Below are 15,766 nucleotides of genomic sequence, written 5' to 3' on the forward strand. Positions count from 1 at the left end.
AAACAGCACGGGCACACATCCATGACCAAAGGCTCCGATCTTCTAGTGGCAGCGCTTGAGAACGAAGGTGTCGAGCGCATCTTCGGCATTCCCGGCGAAGAGAATCTCGACGTCGTCGAATCCATCCGCAAGTCGTCGATTGAGCTCGTGCTCACCCGACACGAGCAGGCGGCGGCGTTCATGGCCGCGACCTATGGCCGCCTGACTGGCAAGCCCGGCGTCTGCCTGACGACGCTTGGGCCGGGTGCTCTCAACCTCTCGACGGGTGCGGCATACGCCTTGCTCGGTGCGATGCCGATGGTGATGATCACCGGTCAGAAAGGGATCCTCTCATCCCGCCAGGCGCGTTTCCAGGTGGTCGACGTCGTCGCGTCGATGAAGCCGCTGACCAAGCTCGCAAGGCAGATCGTATCGCCGCAGATGATCCCGACGACGGTCAGGGAGGCGTTCCGCATCGCCCAGGAGGAAAGGCCGGGGCCGGTGCATCTGGAGCTTCCGGAAGATATCGCGGCCGAAGAATGCCAGGAGGTGGCGCTGATTGCGCCGCACCAGCTCGAACTGCCGACGGCAAGTGAGGCGGCGCTTAACCGCGCAGCCGCGCTCATCACCGCGGCCAAGCGTCCGCTTCTGATGTTCGGGGCCGCCGCCTCGCGTCCGCGCTCGACCTCCGACATCGCGCAATTCGTGATCCGCACGCGCATCCCGTTCTTCACGACCCAAATGGGGAAGGGAACGGTTCCGGGTGGAACCGAACTTTACATGGGCACCGCGGCGCTGTCGGAGCGCGACTATGTCCACGAAGCCATCGAACAGGCCGACCTCATCGTCACGATCGGCCATGACACCATCGAGAAGCCGCCGTTCATCATGGGCAAGGGCGGTCCGAAGGTCGTCCATATCGGATATCAGCCGGCGACCGTCGAGCAGGTCTATTTCCCGCAATCCGAGGTCATCGGCGACATCGGCCCCTCTCTGAAGGCGCTGGCCGATCGCCTCGAGGGCAAGCTGCCAAACGCGCAGGCGCTTCTTCATCTCCGCGAGCGCATTCTCGAGCGCATCGCCGCGCGGGCGACGGAGGATCGCTTCACGCCACAGCGGCTGGTCCACGATATAAGAGAGGTGATGCCGCATGACGGCATACTGGCGCTCGACAACGGCATGTACAAGATCTGGTTCGCCCGAAACTACCGGACGCGGATGGCGAACACGCTGCTGCTCGATAATGCTCTTGCAACGATGGGAGCCGGGCTGCCGTCGGCGATGGTTGCCTCGATGCTCTACCCGGAGCGGCGTGTCATGGCGATCTGCGGCGACGGCGGCTTCATGATGAACTCCCAGGAGCTCGAGACGGCCGTCCGGCTGAAACTCAACCTCGTCGTTCTTGTCATCGAGGACAATGCTTACGGCATGATCCGCTGGAAGCAGGCGGTGGATGAGTTCCCGGATTTCGGGATGACCTTCGGCAATCCCGACTTCGTGAAATATGCCGAATCCTATGGCGCCAGGGGAACCAGGGTCGACGATATCGGCCAGTTCAAAAAGGTCCTCGAAGAGGCATTCTCTGGAGGTGGCGTCCATCTGGTGAATGTGCCGGTCGACTACTCGGAAAATGAACGCGTGCTGGTGAAGGAGCTTCGCGAGCGGCTCCCCGCGATACTGGAGGCCTGAGATGCAGTCTACCATGAAGGTCTATCAGGCGTTCGACCGCGTGCCGATTGCAGAGCTGCCGGCAGACGACGCATCCGCGCTCGAGCGCAAGCTTCAGGTCGCCGCAAAGACCTTTGCCGATCGCGACGGCTGGCTGCCCGCGCATCAGCGGATGGCAATCCTCAGGAAGGCGTCGGCGCTTCTGCAGGAGAACCGCGACCGCTTTGCGATGATGATCGCCAGCGAAGGCGGCAAACCGCTGACCGACGCAATCATCGAGGTAACGCGCGGGATCGACGGCCTGGTGAACGCGGCAGACGAACTGCGCAATTTCGGCGGCAAGGAAATCCCCATGGGGCTGACTGCGGCCAGCGCGAACCGATGGGCTTTCACCACCAAGGAGCCGATCGGGGTCGTGGCGGCGATATCGGCGTTCAACCATCCGCTCAATCTCATCATCCATCAGATCGCGCCGGCGATTGCGGTCGGTTGCCCTGTGATCGTGAAGCCGGCGGCAACGACGCCGATTTCCTGCATCGAGATCGTCAAGCTGTTCTGGGAGGCCGGTCTCGACGAACGCTGGTGCCAGACCCTCATCACCGAGGACAATGCGCTTGCCGAAGCCTTCGCAACCGATCGTCGCGTGGCGTTTCTGAGTTTCATCGGCTCTGCAAAGGTCGGCTGGTACCTCAAGAGCAAGTTGCCGCCGGGCACTCGATGCGCGCTGGAACATGGCGGAGCGGCACCCGTGATCGTCGACCGCAGCGCCAATGTCGATGCGATTGTCGGCACCATCGTCAAGGGCGGCTATTACCACGCTGGGCAGGTCTGCGTGTCGGCGCAGCGTCTTTTCGTGCACGAAGATATTCTGGCTTCCTTCACCGAGGCTCTCGCCGCCAAGGTTGCGGCCCTGCATGTCGGCGATCCCAAGCTTGCACAAACCGAGGTAGGGCCGCTCATCCTGCCGCGCGAGGCGGACCGCGTCACGAGCTGGATCAAGGAGGCGACGGATGCCGGGACCAAGCAGATCGGCGGCGGGCGGATGTCCGATACGACGCTTCTGCCTTCGGTTCTGCTGAACCCGCCTGTCGAAGCGAAGGTGTCGGTGCTCGAGGTCTTTGGACCGCTGACTTGCGTCTTCGGCTACCGCGACCTCGACGAGGCGATCCGCATTGCCAACTCGCTGCCCTATGCCTTCCAGGCAAGCGTCTTTTCCGCCGACATAGCGGTTGCTCTCAAGGCGGCAAAACATCTGGATGCATCGGCCGTTCTCGTCAACGACCATACGGCGTTTCGCACCGACTGGATGCCTTTCGCCGGACGCAGACAGTCCGGATACGGGGTCGGCGGCATTCCCTCAACGATGGCAGAGATGGCCGACGACAAGATGGTCGTGTTCAACCAGGTTACTTAAGATCAGTCGGTACTCCGTCGCCGTTGGCAGCCGACAAAGACAATGGACGACCCTTTCGCCAGCGTGCTGGACCAGCGGCATTTGCATCGAGGCTGCTGGGCGATGCGATGTCGAGTACCGCTGAGAGTTAGACAAGCATTGGATAACAGCTCGCTCAGCCAGGATCGACTTGCCTCGCCTGTTATCGGGAGGCATGGTCTGTCATGGAACAACGGAATCACGAAACTACGGACGAGAGGTCCTTGGCCATGCTCGAAAGCTCGCAGCGCATCGCAAACATAGCTGATTAATGTTTTCCTTCCTGCACAGTTCGGACCTTCATATTGGCAAACGATTTGGCAATCTTCCGGAGGATTTGAGAGGGCGCCTGCGCGAGGCGCGGCATGGCGTGATCGCTAGGCTCGCCGCGGCGGCACGAGAGCATGGCGCTGGTGTCATCCTGCTCGCGGGCGACACCTTCGATACCGAGACGCCGACGCCTGCCGTGCTTCGGCAAGCGCTTGGCGAGATGGCCCGGAATACGCCGCTGCGCTGGGTCCTGCTTCCGGGCAACCACGATTCACTGCTGGCGGACCAGCTCTGGAGTGCGGCGCGCGGCGTTGTGCCCGACAATGTCATCCTGGCGACGGAAGCGGTGCCCCTTCCGCTTGGACCTGATGTCATCCTGCTGCCGGCGCCTTGCACGACCAGGAGACCGGGCCGCGACCTGACCGAATGGATGACGGGTGCCGCCACACCGGACGGCGCTATCCGCATCGGCCTCGCCCATGGCCCGATCCAGGAATTTTCGGAGGATGCCACGGCCACCAACGTGATTGCGCCGAACCGCGCGGCGCTGGCCGGCCTCGATTATATGGCGCTCGGCGATTGGCACGGATCGGTGGCGGTGGACGCCAGGACGTATTATAGCGGTGCGCCCGAGCCGGACCGTTTCAAGCATGACAGGCCGGGGCAGGCGATGGTCGTTTCCATTGCCGGGCAGGGGGCGATGCCGACGACGGCGGCGGTGACGACCGCCAGTTTTTCCTGGCAGACATTGCACCTTCCTCTGCTGGTATCGGAAGACGGTGTTGAAGTGCTGAAGGCCGCGTTGCCGGAACCGTTCGCGCGCCGACAAACCCTGTTGCGCATCGCGCTGTCCGGCCGTGCCCGGTTGAACGGGCGCACAGCAATGATCAGCCTGCTGGAGCAGGTCGCGCCGGAATTTGCGCATCTGGAGATCGATACCGCCCTTCTGGGGACCGACTGCGAGAGCGATGATCTCGAGACCATCGATCGAGCCGGTGCGCTGCGCGATGCTGCGGACTTGCTGCTTGCCGAAAGCCTCGACGAGGCCCGTTCCGGCGACGACAGGAACGTGGCGCGCCAAGCGTTGATCCGCCTGTTTTCCTATTGCGAGGCGATCGATCGATGAAACTCACCGCCCTTCGCCTCCACAATGTCAAACGTTTCGCCGGCCGCGGCATATCAGTCGAAGGAATCACCGACGGCGTCAATGTGCTGAGCGCCGCCAATGAACACGGCAAATCAACCTGTTTCGAGGCGCTGCATGCCCTGTTCTTCCAACCGCACAGCGGCAATCCAAAGAGCGTGCAGATGCTGCGCCCCTATAGCGGCGGCAATCCGATCGTCGAGGCCGATATCACGATCGAAGCCGGCCGCTACCGCCTGACCAAGCAGTTCCATAGCGGACGGCGTGCCAGCGTCACCGATCTCGGCAGCGGCCGGATCGTCGCCCAGGCCGACGAGGCCGAGGCGTTCATCGGCGATCTCATTTCCGGCGGAACCTCCGGCCCGGCAGGCCTGCTCTGGGTGCGTCAAGGCGTCACCGGCATCGAAAATCGCAGCAAGAGCGAGGAGGAGAACGACAAGCGGGTGCGCGAAAGCCTGCTGTCTTCGGTACAGGGCGAGGTGGAGGCGCTGACGGGCGGACGGCGCATGTCGGCGGTGCTCGAAGCCTGCGAGGACGAACTCAATCGCCTGGTCACCGCGACGCTCCGGCCGAAGGCAGGAGGCCGCTTTGCCGCCGCTCTCGAGGAGCGTGACCGGCTGCAGGAGGAGGAGGCCCGGCTGGCCAAGGAGGTCGAGATGCTGCACGGCGCACTCGACCGCCGCCGCTCAGTGCAGGCGAGACTGAGCGAACTGGAAAACCCTGATGAGGAAGCCGGCCGAAAGACGGCGATTGCCAATGCCGAGGTGGTGCTCGAAGCCGCTAAACTGCATGACAGGGAACTCAAAGCGCTCGATGCCGAGGCCACCTTGGCCGCCAGCCGCCGCGATGAGGCGCAACAGGTATTCGACCGCTTCCACACGGCATTGAACCGCAGCGGCGAACTCGCGCGGCGTTTCGCCTTGGCGGAGAAAGAACTCTCGAGTGCAGCCAAGCGACGCACGGCATCGCTGGCCGAAAGCGAGGCGGCAACGGCGGAGGTGCAGGCGGCCGAAGAGGAGGAGCGGATAGACCGTCAACTGCTTGCGCGGCTGGAGGCAGCGCTCCGTTCACGCCACGCCGCAGAGCGACTGGCCGAGGTCCGTCTGCGTCTCGAACAGGCGGAAGCGGCGCGCCAGCAGATCGAGGACGGGGAGGCGGCGCATGCATTGCTCGCCATTCCAGCCGATGCGGTCGAGCGGCTTGAAGCGCTGGATCTCAAGATCGTCGGCTTGCGTGCAGCCGCCGAGGTCGGTCTTCCCACGCTCAGGGTCGATTACCTGAAGGATGCCTCCGGATCGGTGAGCATGGACCGCCAGCCCTTGATTGGGGGTGAGGACAGAAGCTTTGCCGGGATCGCGAAGCTCGACATAACAGGCGTCGGCACCCTGACCATCCACTCCAGCCGGCAGGCAGATCAGGACGGGGCGCTGGAGACTGCGGAAGCCACGCGCCAAACATTGCTTGCCAAGCTCGGTGTCGACAGTCTGCGAGCGGCGCGACAGCGCGATATTGCCGCGCGGAACAAGCAGGAGGAACTCGTGCGGGCGCGCCAGCGGCTCGCGGATCTCGCCCCGAATGGCATTGACAAGCTTCACCTCGACGCCGCACGCTTTGCCGAACTCAGCCAGGATCCGGTCGAACTCGAGGCCGACCCGGAAGAGGTGCGCGCCCGTCTCGCGGATGCGACGCGGCGCATCGAACTATCGCGGAACCGGGCGCGGGAGGCGTCAGTGATGCGCACGGAAGCCGGCGAGGCCATATTGCGCGCGCAGACGGAGCACACCAGGCTTGGCCAGGAACTCGAGGCCATCGAGGCGGTCATCGGCCCCGAAGCCGGCCGAACTGAATTGCAACAGGACCTTGCTCTCAAGCTTTCCAGGGCCAAAGAGCAGGTCGATGCTGTCGAACTGCGGGCCGAGCCTTTGCGCAGGACAGGGCGGGACCTCGCAGGCGCAGAGGCCGCCCTTGCCAGGGCGCGCTCGGTCGCCGACGCCGCAGGCCGCGAAATTGCCAGGCTTCGCGAAGAGCTTGCCGATCTCGGCGGTCAGATCCGCACCCGCTCGGACGGTGCGGTGGAAGAAAACTGGTTGGAAAGCCGGGATTTGCTGGCAGCGGCGCGCGAGCAGGTGAAGCGTTTCGAGACGGAGGTGGGCGTGCTCGATCGCCTGCGCAAGGCGCTGACGGCGACGCGGGCGGCCGCGCGCGACCTCTATCTCAAGCCTGTTATGAACGAACTCGCCCCGCTGCTCGGCCTGCTGTTCGACGACATCTCGATCACGTTCGACGGCGACACCTTGCTGCCGCAGATCGTGCGCCGCAACGGCCTGGACGAGGATGTCGACCGGCTGAGCGGCGGCATGCGGGAGCAGCTGTCGGTGCTGACCCGCCTCGCATTCGCAAGGCTGCTTGCCCGCGACGGCCGGCCGGCGCCTGTCATCCTCGACGATGCGCTTGTTTATTCCGACGACGACCGGATCGAGCGGATGTTCGATGCGCTGCACCGCCAGTCCCGCGACCAGCAGATCCTCGTCTTCTCCTGCCGCCAGCGCGCCTTCGCCAAGCTGGGCGGCAATGTGCTCACCATGCAGCCATGGCAGCCGGATTGATGAGGATCGATGCTCAGGCGACGCCGACGCCTCGCTCAAGCCACAGATAGGCGGCGGCCGTCCAGGAAAAGCCGAGGCCGCCGCATCCTTGGCCGGTGACCGGGTCGAAGTATTCGGCAAAACCTTCCGTTTCGATCGCCGCGATGGTGGATCGCCGCAGCTCTTCGGCGACATCCGCGTGGCCATTGCGATTCAGTCCGTCGATCAGAAGCCAGTTGATGATCGCCCAGGCAGGGCCGCGCCAGTAACGCTTCGGCTCCCAGCTGGCGATGCCCGGCTTCGTCGTCGGAAAGGCGACCTTGAGATCCTTGGACCAGGCTTTCATTTCCGAAACCAGGGCGCCGGCAACCTGCTTGTCGAGGTCCAGCGAGAGGAGGGGGATGAAACCGGCTTGCGTTGCGGCTTCGACATCTTCACCGGAGATCAGGTCTCTCGAGACGAAGCGCGAAAGATCCGGCCGCCATTGGGCCATTATCGCCTTGCGAGTGCGGTTATTGAAGGCAGCGATCTCGATCGCGTCCTCGGTCCGGTCGAACAGGCGGGCAAGGTGCTCGAGGTCTTCGCCGGCCTTGAGCAGGATGGCGGTCGTCTGGATCTCGGAGACCTTGAAGGACGCCTTTTCCCATTGTTTCGCTGGATCCCAGCCACAGGCGGCATAGGTATCGACCAGATGAATGAAGCGGCGGTAATCCTCGTCGCGCGGGCGCATGTCGGCATCGACATGGCCGGTATCCTTGCGCACGACGGGGGTATCGGTGGTGGAGGGTACACGAGCGAGCGCGATGTCCCAGGCGGGAGAATTATCGCTGCCGCTTTCCCAGGGATGCAGGAGCGCAACGAGCCCGGTGCCATCGGGATCGCGGGCGGAATACCACCAGCGGTGCCATCTCAGCGCCGCCTCGTAGAGGGGCAGGGTGCGCGTCTCGGCATCGTTGCCCGCGGCGGCTTCATGCAGCTTGCGCAGCGCGATCGCGAAGACCGGCGGCTGGGTTATGCCGGAGGTCGGGATCATGTGCGTCGTGCGCCAGACTTTCGGTCCCGGGAAATAGGTTTCGCTTGGCGCGTGGAAGACGATATGCGGGATCATCCCGTCCGCCCACTGGCCCTCGACCAGCCGTTCCAGCTCGCGATAGGCGCGATCGATGTCGTAGAGCGCGAAGCCCATAGCGACGAAGGCTGAATCCCAGTTCCACTGGAAGGGATAGAGCCGGTCTGTCGGCACAGTATAACCGCCGCGATCGTTGGCGGCGAGGATGCGCTTCGCCTGGTCGATATGCATATTCATGTCGGATGCTCCGGTATTCTTAGGCCAAGACGGCCGGAAAGGACTTGCCGCTTTCGGGTGAAAGCCAGGTGATGCGCTTCTGGTCGAGCTTCAGACCGATCGTGTCGCCGCTCTTGACGGTTTCCGAGGCCGGCAGGATGACGCGCACCGGCTGGTCGTGGATCGAGCCGGTTAGAAGCAGGTGCGAGCCCATCGGTTCAGCAACGCGTACCCTCATTTCGAGACCCTGCGGCAGCGGTGCGAGTTCGACGGCTTCGCCGCGCAGGCCAAGGATCACTTCATTGCCGGACCCCTGCGGCGCGGCAAGCTGCTCGGCGCCTGCCGCCACGTGGCTGTTCGTCACCGGCACCTTGATGAAATTCATCGGCGGGTTGCCGATGAAGCCGCCGACGAAACGTGTTGCCGGGTGATTGTAGATCTGGACAGGATGGCCGACCTGCTCGACCACGCCGCCATGCATGACGGCGATGCGGTCGGAAAGGCCCATGGCTTCGGTCTGGTCGTGGGTGACGTAGATCGTCGTGGTCCCCGCCGATTGCAGCACGGTCTTGAGTTCGGTGCGCATTTCGAGGCGGAGCAACGCGTCGAGGTTCGAAAGCGGCTCATCCATCAGGAGAACCTTCGGTTCGACGGCAAGGGCACGAGCGACCGCGACGCGCTGGCGCTGGCCGCCAGAAAGCTTGTTCGGGTAGCGGTCGAGATATTGCTCGATGTGCAGGAGGCCGGCGGCCTTCTCGACCTGCGCCTTCACCCTGGCGTCGTCGGCCTTCTGCATCCGCAGCCCGAAAGCGACGTTCTCATAGACCGTCATGTGCGGAAAGACGGCGTAGTTCTGGAAGACCATCGCAAGGCCGCGATCCTTGGGAGGCAAGCCGATCACCGACTTGTCGCCGATGCGGACATCTCCCGACGTTGCGGTCTCGAGGCCGGCGATGATGCGCAGCAGCGTGGTCTTGCCGCAGCCGGACGGACCGAGCAGCGAGACGAATTCGCCGTCGTTGATCGTCAGCGAGACCTCTTTCAGCGCCTGGAAGGCTCCGAAGCTCTTGCGGATGCGGTCGATGACAATATTGGCCATATCTCTGGTCCCGTTATTTGGAGGAAATGCCCCAGATCGCGAAGAGGTAACGTCTGACCGCGAAGATGAAGACAACCGAGGGAAGGATGAGCATCAGGCCCCCGGCAAAACGGTAATGCATCGGGCTTTCCGACAGCACGGTCAGCAGGTAGGCGGTCAGCGTGCGGTTGCGCACCGTCAGCACCGAGGCGGCAAAGACCTCGTTCCACGAGATGACGAAGGCAAAGACCGCGGTTGCGACGATGCCGGGCAGCGCCAAGGGTGCCACCACCTTGAAGAAGGCCTGGATGCGGGTGCAGCCGAACACCCAGGCGGCTTCCTCCAACTCCTTGGGCACGCCGAGGAAAATGCCCTGCGTAACGAGTGCCGCGAAAGGCAGCGCCAGGACGGTATGGATGAGACCGACGCCGACGATCGTGTCATAGAGGCCGAGCCGGATGAAGGAGACCGTCAGCGGCAATGCCAGGATTGCCAGCGGGAAGGCGCGGGTCAGCAGCACCAGGAGGCGGTAGCTGTCCTTGCCGCGGAAATCATAGCGGGCGAGCGCATAACCGGCCGGCGCGCCGAGCAGGATCGAAAGCGCCACCGTAATGCCGGCTGCCCCCAGCGAATTGAGGAAGGACTGGACGACGCCTTCGGTCTTTAGGAAGAGAATGAAGGGCTCCAGCGATATGCCAGTGGGAAGACCGGTCTTCGGCCAGATATAGACGCCTTGGCGACCGCCAAGTGCGCCGAGTGCCACCAGATAGATCGGCACCAGCACCCAGGCGCAAAGCGCTGCGATGCCGCTCCAGAGAAGCCAACGGCGTGAAGAGACGAAGCCGGCCGCTTTGGGTGTGTCTGCGGCCGTGCTGATGGTGTCCGTGGTCATGGCAGGCGCTCCGGATCGACTTTCAAGGCCTTCAGATAGATGAGCGTGGCGGCAAGCGAGATGATCATGATCAGCACCGCATAGGCGGCAGCGACGCTGTAGTTCTGGTTCTGGTTCTGCCAGTTGTAGGCCTCGCCGACGAGGACCGGGAAATTGCGTCCGCCGAGCGCATAGACCACCGCGAAGACTTCGAAGGCGAGCACGGTGCGCAGGATCAGCGCCGATTGTAGAGCCGGGCGGATCAGCGGCAGGGTGATGCGCCAGAAGCGCGTCCACGGGCCAGCACCGAAGATCTCGGCGGCTTCTTTGAATTCCTTCGGCACCTGGTTGAGACCGGCGACGATGATGACCATCACGATGGCCGTGCCGCGCCAGATTTCGGCAACCGCAATTGCAATGAAGAGCGCGACCGGCGTCTGGTAGGAAAGCCAGCTCGCTTGCCTGCCGATGATGCCGAGGCCGAAGAGCAGCGAATTCAGATAGCCGGTATTTTGCAGGATCGACAGCCAGACGAGACCGGCGGCGAGATCGGAAATGCCGAGCGGGATCGTCCAGATCCACAGGATCGTCTCGCGCCCGCGGCCGACCTTGGCGACCATGGTGCCCATAGCAAGCGCAATGGCGATCTGCACCGGCACGACAGCGATCGTCAGCAGGAAGGTGTTCTTCACCGAGCGGGTGAAATTGATGTCGGTGACCATCCGCTCGGCATTATCAAGCGACAGCACACCATTATCCGAAACCGCCAGCCAGATCGTCTGCACCAGCGGCACGACGAAGAGCAGCGCCAGAAAGGCGACGGATGGCAGGATCAGCAGATAGGGGATCCAGGGTCGGCTATTGGTCATCGACTCCCGCCTTGACGAGCAGAGTGGTGAAGGAGCGCCCGGGCATTTCGCCCGGACGCGTCTCGGGCGGATTTATTCGACCGGGCAGGGGCCGTCGCTCTTGGCATCGGGCGCCCAGCAGGCAGCTTTCGTGTCGGTCATCAGCTTGGCCATCGTGGCACCCTGGGTCTTCAGCACGTCTGCAACGGGCTCGTTCTGCAGCACGATGCGCTGGAAACTGTCCATGTAGACCTTGTTAAACTCGCCGCCCTTGTCGCCGAGGCCGACCGGGAGCAGCGAGATGACGGCGTCCTTGGAAGCCTGGGTGGCGGTGACCGCACCGGCGAGAAGGGCAACGCCCGCGTCGAGATCCGGCGGCAGCTTGACGTTCAGGGTCGGGAAGAAGCCGACCTTGGAGGCGGTCAGGAGCTGCGTGTCCGGCATAGACAGATGCTCGATGATCTTTTCTGCGCCGGCCTTGTCAGGCGCGCCCTTCGGAATGGCGAGACCAGCAACGACTGGCATGTAGCCGCGGCCCTTGGGACCGGCGGGAGCGGGGAAGACCACATAATCATCCGGTGCGGCAGAAATGGCATTCTTCAGCCGGGCGATATGATCCCAGGCGACCATGACTTCGCCGGCAGCGAGCGGCTCCTGCATGAAGTCGTAGCTGGTCGAATTCGGTGTCACATAGGCCCACAACGCCTTCAGCTTCTCCCAGCCAGCAGCCGCATCGGCACTCTGGAAGGTGCGCACGACACCCCCCGTGAAGGACGGATAGAAATAGCCCTGGAAATAACGCGCCATCAGCCCTTTCGGGCCGGCCGGGAAACCGATCTGCGGCTGGCCCGTCGCCTCCTGCATATTCTTGCCCCACTCGATCAACTGATCGTAGTTCAGCGCGTTCACGTCGGCGCCATCAGGCAGGTATTGCAGCGCTTCCTTTTTGGCAGCCATCACATAGGTCGCCTGCATCCAGGGGATATACTGCTGGGTCGGCTTGCCGAGCTTGCCGAGGTCGAGCAGCGACTGCGGCATGCCGCTCGCTGCCAGCTTCTTGGCGAGATCGTCGAGTGGCTCGAGCGTGTCCTTGTCGGCAAGCGGCGAGAGCTCGCCATGTAGCGCACCGACGAGGCTGACGGTGCGCTTGCCGGCCTGACGTTCGGCCTCCATGCGGACAGCAAATTGCGGCGGCTCCTCGACCACGTAATCAACCGAGCCGACATCCTTCAACAGCTCCTCGCGGACGACGGTCGCCTCTTCGATCGGGCGAAGCTGGGTGGACACGAAAACCGTCTGGGCAAGCACCGGCGAGGCGAAGGCCAGCACGGTGGAAGCCAGAATTCCAAATGACATGATATGTTTCATCTTCTCCTCCTTCATTGTTCTTTGTTTGAGATGCACTTCTGTCTATGCCGCCTTGGCGGGACGGCGATGGCTGTCGCGATCGACGAATTCGATCGCGTGAAGTTCCTGGAGTTCTTCGGCGGGCTCTCCGGCAATGGCGCGCAACAGCAGCGAGGCGAAGCTCGCGCCGAGGTTTTCGCCGGTCATGCGCATGGTCGAGAGCGGGGGGCTGGTGAAGGCGCCCATCGGCAGATCGTCATGGCCGACAATGCTGATCTGGTTGCCGCCATCGACCTCGCGCAGCGCCCTCAGCGCCCCGATCGCCATTTCGTCGGTGGCACAGACGAGTGCGGTCGGACGCGATGGTTGGCGCAGAAGTTCCAGCGCCGCGAGGTAGCCGCCCTGTTCCAACGGCGCACCTTCGGCGCAGAGGTCGGTCGCAAGGCCGCATTCCTCCATCGCCGCCCGCCAGCCACGGCAGCGGTCATGCGCGAAATAATATTCCTGCGGGCCGGCGATATGGCCGATACGGCGGTGGCCGGCGGCATGGAAGCGCAGCGTCGCGGCTCGGAAGCCAGCAAAGCCGTCGCCGTCGATATAGGGATGGGGCAGCAGGCTTTCGGTGCGGCCGTTGGTGACGAAGGGAATGCCACGCGACTGCAGAAATTCGACGCGCTCGTCCTTCCGTTTGGTGCGGACGAGAAGCATGGCGTCGACGCGGCGGCCATCGACGAAGCGGCGGCAGATGTCGAGTTCGCTCTCGCAGCGCGGCACCGGTGCAATCACCAGATTGAGGCCGGCAGCGGCAAGATGTTCGGCACAGCCGGACAACATATCGAGGAAATGCGGAGGGCCGATATGGCCAGGATCGCTTGGCAGCGTGACGGCAACCAGCTCGGCGCGCTGCCTGCGGAGGCGACGGGCCGAAGCATTCGGCCGGTAGCCAACCTTGTCGGCAGCCTCGCGCACCCGTTCTCGCGTGGCGGCCGACACATCGGCGTAACCGTCGAGCGCACGCGACACCGTGGTGATCGACAGTCCCAGCGATTGCGCAAGCTGTTTGAGATTGGCCAAGATCGTCCTCCCGAAGTGAGAAAAAGATTCTCCAAAACGTTTTGGGAGTCAAGCCAAAACGTTTTGGATTCGTGCAGATGTCGCACGCATGATCTTTCAAGACGAGCAGAGACGTCATAGAGATATGCGAAGGGGCGGGTCTTTTCAGCGCAGCCTAGGCGGGACCACTATCTTGTGTATCTGGATACGCTCGGGAAGTTCGCAAAGTAGCTCCGCGTCCCGCTCCCGATGCGGCGGGGATAACCGAAGTCTTGCTTTGGGCAGGGAGGTGGCTTCGAATTAGCTCTCGCTCAATCGGTAAGCTTGAGGGTTGCCGTAAACTGCGTTCCTTCCAGGCGATTGTATCTCGCCTCGCCATGCAGTTGATTTACGAAGGCTTTAATCAGCCGCGTCCCCATCCCGGCGCTGTCCGATCGGCCATCGAATCCAATCCCGTCGTCGGCGACGGTCAGTTGGGATTCCTCTCCTTCAGTCGCGTGCAGCATGACGCGAATATTTCCGGATGCCCGGCCGTCGAAGGCGTATTTCATGCTGTTGGCAATCAACTCGTTGAGCAGGAGGGCAAACGGCGTTGCCTTGTCGGCCGCAATCACGATGTCGTCGATTTCAAAGTCAACGGAAACGGCGCGACCATGGACGTCTACGAGCGTCCTAACGAATGATGGAATGAATTCCCGAGCAGATATTCCGCTAAACTGGTCGAAGCCGTACATCTGCTCGTGAACTGCGGACATCGCAGAGATGCGCTCGTTTAATTTTTGAACGGCTTCCGGTTCAAAACCCTGCAAGCGCAGCAGGGCCATCACCGTCTGCAGGTTGTTCTTCACTCGATGGTGTATCTCGCGCATGAGCGTTTCATTCGATCGCAACGCATCCGCAAGCTGCCTGGTGTGCAATGTGTCCACCTTGATGAGGTTCTGAATCCACAATGCAGCTGCCAAAGCCCCGACGAGGGCGAAAGCGACCAATAAAGCCGCGATTTTGGCATCCTCCCAAAAGGGCTGCATGATTACGTTGATATCTGCCGAAGCAATGGCCACAAAAGGGGTGCGTTCGAGGATTCGGTATGCGACCAGGCGATCTTCATTGTCGACTGGCGACACGGAGCGATATGTGCCTGATGTCGCCTTCCTCATATAGTCGGTAAACAGCTTGTGGTTTCGCATATCGACTGGTCCGGCGGGTTCCGGGTATCGGGCGATAAGTTGCCCGTCGCGCCTGATGAGGCCGACAATCGAGTTCTCGCCTATCGCGACCGCGTCCCATATTGGCCTTAGGATGCTCGCGTCGAAGGCAATCACGGCGGCGCCAGCGAATACGCCATTGCGTTCGAGCCTGCGGCTGAAGACGAATATCTGCCGCTGGGAAAGGCGGCTGATGATCAGCGGGGATGTATATTCGTCAGCGCCGTTTCTCAACCGAACGAAGTAGTCGCGGTCCGTAACGTTGATCGGCTTGATATCGCGATCGTTCGAAAAGAGCGTTTTTCCATCTGCCCCGATGACATAGGCGGTCGCCTGAGGAGGAAGGTCATAGACGGCAGCGTCGAGATCGCGCACCCGATCGGGGCCGGGCAAAGATGTACTCGGCCCCAGAGCATCATCAATTCGGTGCAGGGTCTCCCGAGCAAGGGAATTCAACCAATTCGCGTTCGCTGCAACGATTTTGGAAGCGGCGCTGACACGCTCATCGCCCCGGCGAACAGCTGTCTCGTAACTGGATATGAGCCAGATCGACAGGAGGGTGGTGAATGACAGGAACATCAGCGCGATGATCGCGAGCGATGCTTTGCCTACGGAGCCAACGTATTTATCGCCACCGATCATCTTTTTGGGCCAATTTCCATAGTGCGGCGACGGCCAGACGGGGACATTGCAACGCATTCCGAACCATATCCGATAAGCTGATTTCTGACTCTCGAAAATTATGCAGTGCTCACTACTCGGCGTCCTCAAAAGTACGACTGAGGATTGTATGTTCACAGTCACCTTTAGAGAATGACCGCGACATTCGGTCAATCCCACTCCGTTCGAGAAGGAGATCCGAATGATGGATAAAACCTTTCGCACGCGAGGCTCGGCACGACGGGGTTCTTAACTGATCATCGGCGTCTATTCGATCAAAATCTAATCAACCGCGTAACCTGATCTGAAAGTCGGTTTGCTAGGGAGGGTCTCCTTCCGGG

General features: G+C 62.3%; 11 protein-coding genes. 4 read left to right on the top strand and 7 right to left on the bottom strand.

Translation table 11 applies throughout. The features are described from left to right. Window positions 1-21: 21 nt before the first annotated feature. From BS629_RS35390 to BS629_RS35405, 4 genes are all read left to right on the top strand, one after another. Complete coding sequence (locus tag BS629_RS35390) at window positions 22-1,668, top strand: acetolactate synthase large subunit (RefSeq protein WP_018245609.1); 1,647 nt, start codon at window positions 22-24, stop codon at window positions 1,666-1,668. Between the two features lies 1 nt (window position 1,669). Continuing rightward, window positions 1,670-3,061, top strand: coding sequence for an aldehyde dehydrogenase family protein (locus tag BS629_RS35395; RefSeq protein WP_026188694.1), 1,392 nt, complete (start codon window positions 1,670-1,672; stop codon window positions 3,059-3,061). A gap of 289 nt (window positions 3,062-3,350) precedes the next feature. Further along, the gene (locus tag BS629_RS35400) at window positions 3,351-4,475 is read left to right on the top strand and encodes a metallophosphoesterase family protein (protein ID WP_018245611.1); all 1,125 of its coding nucleotides are present in this window, start codon (window positions 3,351-3,353) and stop codon (window positions 4,473-4,475) included. Beyond that, window positions 4,472-7,099: an AAA family ATPase gene (locus tag BS629_RS35405; RefSeq protein WP_018245612.1), complete on the top strand. Its 2,628-nt coding sequence runs from the start codon at window positions 4,472-4,474 to the stop codon at window positions 7,097-7,099. Before BS629_RS35400 ends, BS629_RS35405 begins: the two co-directional genes overlap by 4 nt. 13 nt (window positions 7,100-7,112) lie before the next feature. On the opposite strand, the gene BS629_RS35410 is transcribed toward BS629_RS35405, so the two are convergent. The 7 genes from BS629_RS35410 to BS629_RS35440 all read right to left on the bottom strand — a co-directional run bounded on the left by BS629_RS35410 (window position 7,113) and on the right by BS629_RS35440 (window position 15,407). After that, window positions 7,113-8,384, bottom strand: coding sequence for an MGH1-like glycoside hydrolase domain-containing protein (locus BS629_RS35410; RefSeq protein WP_027690911.1), 1,272 nt, complete (start codon window positions 8,382-8,384; stop codon window positions 7,113-7,115). 19 nt (window positions 8,385-8,403) lie between these two features. Continuing rightward, window positions 8,404-9,462, bottom strand: a complete 1,059-nt coding sequence (locus BS629_RS35415) for an ABC transporter ATP-binding protein (protein ID WP_018245614.1) — start codon at window positions 9,460-9,462, stop codon at window positions 8,404-8,406. A gap of 13 nt (window positions 9,463-9,475) precedes the next feature. Further along, a complete protein-coding gene (locus BS629_RS35420; protein WP_018245615.1) occupies window positions 9,476-10,333 on the bottom strand; it encodes a carbohydrate ABC transporter permease in 858 nt (285 codons plus the stop codon). Beyond that, window positions 10,330-11,181 (bottom strand): carbohydrate ABC transporter permease, encoded by an 852-nt coding sequence (locus BS629_RS35425; protein WP_018245616.1) that lies wholly within the window; start codon window positions 11,179-11,181, stop codon window positions 10,330-10,332. Before BS629_RS35425 ends, BS629_RS35420 begins: the two co-directional genes overlap by 4 nt. 72 nt (window positions 11,182-11,253) lie before the next feature. After that, window positions 11,254-12,528, bottom strand: a complete 1,275-nt coding sequence (locus tag BS629_RS35430) for an ABC transporter substrate-binding protein (RefSeq protein ID WP_032983656.1) — start codon at window positions 12,526-12,528, stop codon at window positions 11,254-11,256. A 42-nt stretch (window positions 12,529-12,570) separates the two neighbouring features. After that, the gene (locus tag BS629_RS35435) at window positions 12,571-13,581 is read right to left on the bottom strand and encodes a LacI family DNA-binding transcriptional regulator (RefSeq protein WP_018245618.1); all 1,011 of its coding nucleotides are present in this window, start codon (window positions 13,579-13,581) and stop codon (window positions 12,571-12,573) included. 290 nt (window positions 13,582-13,871) lie between these two features. After that, on the bottom strand, window positions 13,872-15,407 hold the full coding sequence (locus tag BS629_RS35440; RefSeq protein WP_018245619.1) for a sensor histidine kinase: 1,536 nt from the start codon (window positions 15,405-15,407) through the stop codon (window positions 13,872-13,874). Window positions 15,408-15,766 lie beyond the last annotated feature (359 nt).

This window comes from Rhizobium leguminosarum bv. viciae USDA 2370, assembly GCF_002008365.1.
Classification (GTDB): Bacteria; Pseudomonadota; Alphaproteobacteria; order Rhizobiales; family Rhizobiaceae; genus Rhizobium; species Rhizobium leguminosarum.

Coding starts and splice junctions, on each gene's coding strand:
- BS629_RS35430 (WP_032983656.1), bottom strand. CDS start 12,528: ATGAAACATATCATGTCATTTGGAATTCTGGCTTCCACCGTGCTGGCC.
- BS629_RS35410 (WP_027690911.1), bottom strand. CDS start 8,384: ATGAATATGCATATCGACCAGGCGAAGCGCATCCTCGCCGCCAACGAT.
- BS629_RS35405 (WP_018245612.1), top strand. CDS start 4,472: ATGAAACTCACCGCCCTTCGCCTCCACAATGTCAAACGTTTCGCCGGC.
- BS629_RS35395 (WP_026188694.1), top strand. CDS start 1,670: ATGCAGTCTACCATGAAGGTCTATCAGGCGTTCGACCGCGTGCCGATT.
- BS629_RS35420 (WP_018245615.1), bottom strand. CDS start 10,333: ATGACCACGGACACCATCAGCACGGCCGCAGACACACCCAAAGCGGCC.
- BS629_RS35390 (WP_018245609.1), top strand. CDS start 22: ATGACCAAAGGCTCCGATCTTCTAGTGGCAGCGCTTGAGAACGAAGGT.
- BS629_RS35415 (WP_018245614.1), bottom strand. CDS start 9,462: ATGGCCAATATTGTCATCGACCGCATCCGCAAGAGCTTCGGAGCCTTC.
- BS629_RS35440 (WP_018245619.1), bottom strand. CDS start 15,407: ATGATCGGTGGCGATAAATACGTTGGCTCCGTAGGCAAAGCATCGCTC.
- BS629_RS35400 (WP_018245611.1), top strand. CDS start 3,351: ATGTTTTCCTTCCTGCACAGTTCGGACCTTCATATTGGCAAACGATTT.
- BS629_RS35425 (WP_018245616.1), bottom strand. CDS start 11,181: ATGACCAATAGCCGACCCTGGATCCCCTATCTGCTGATCCTGCCATCC.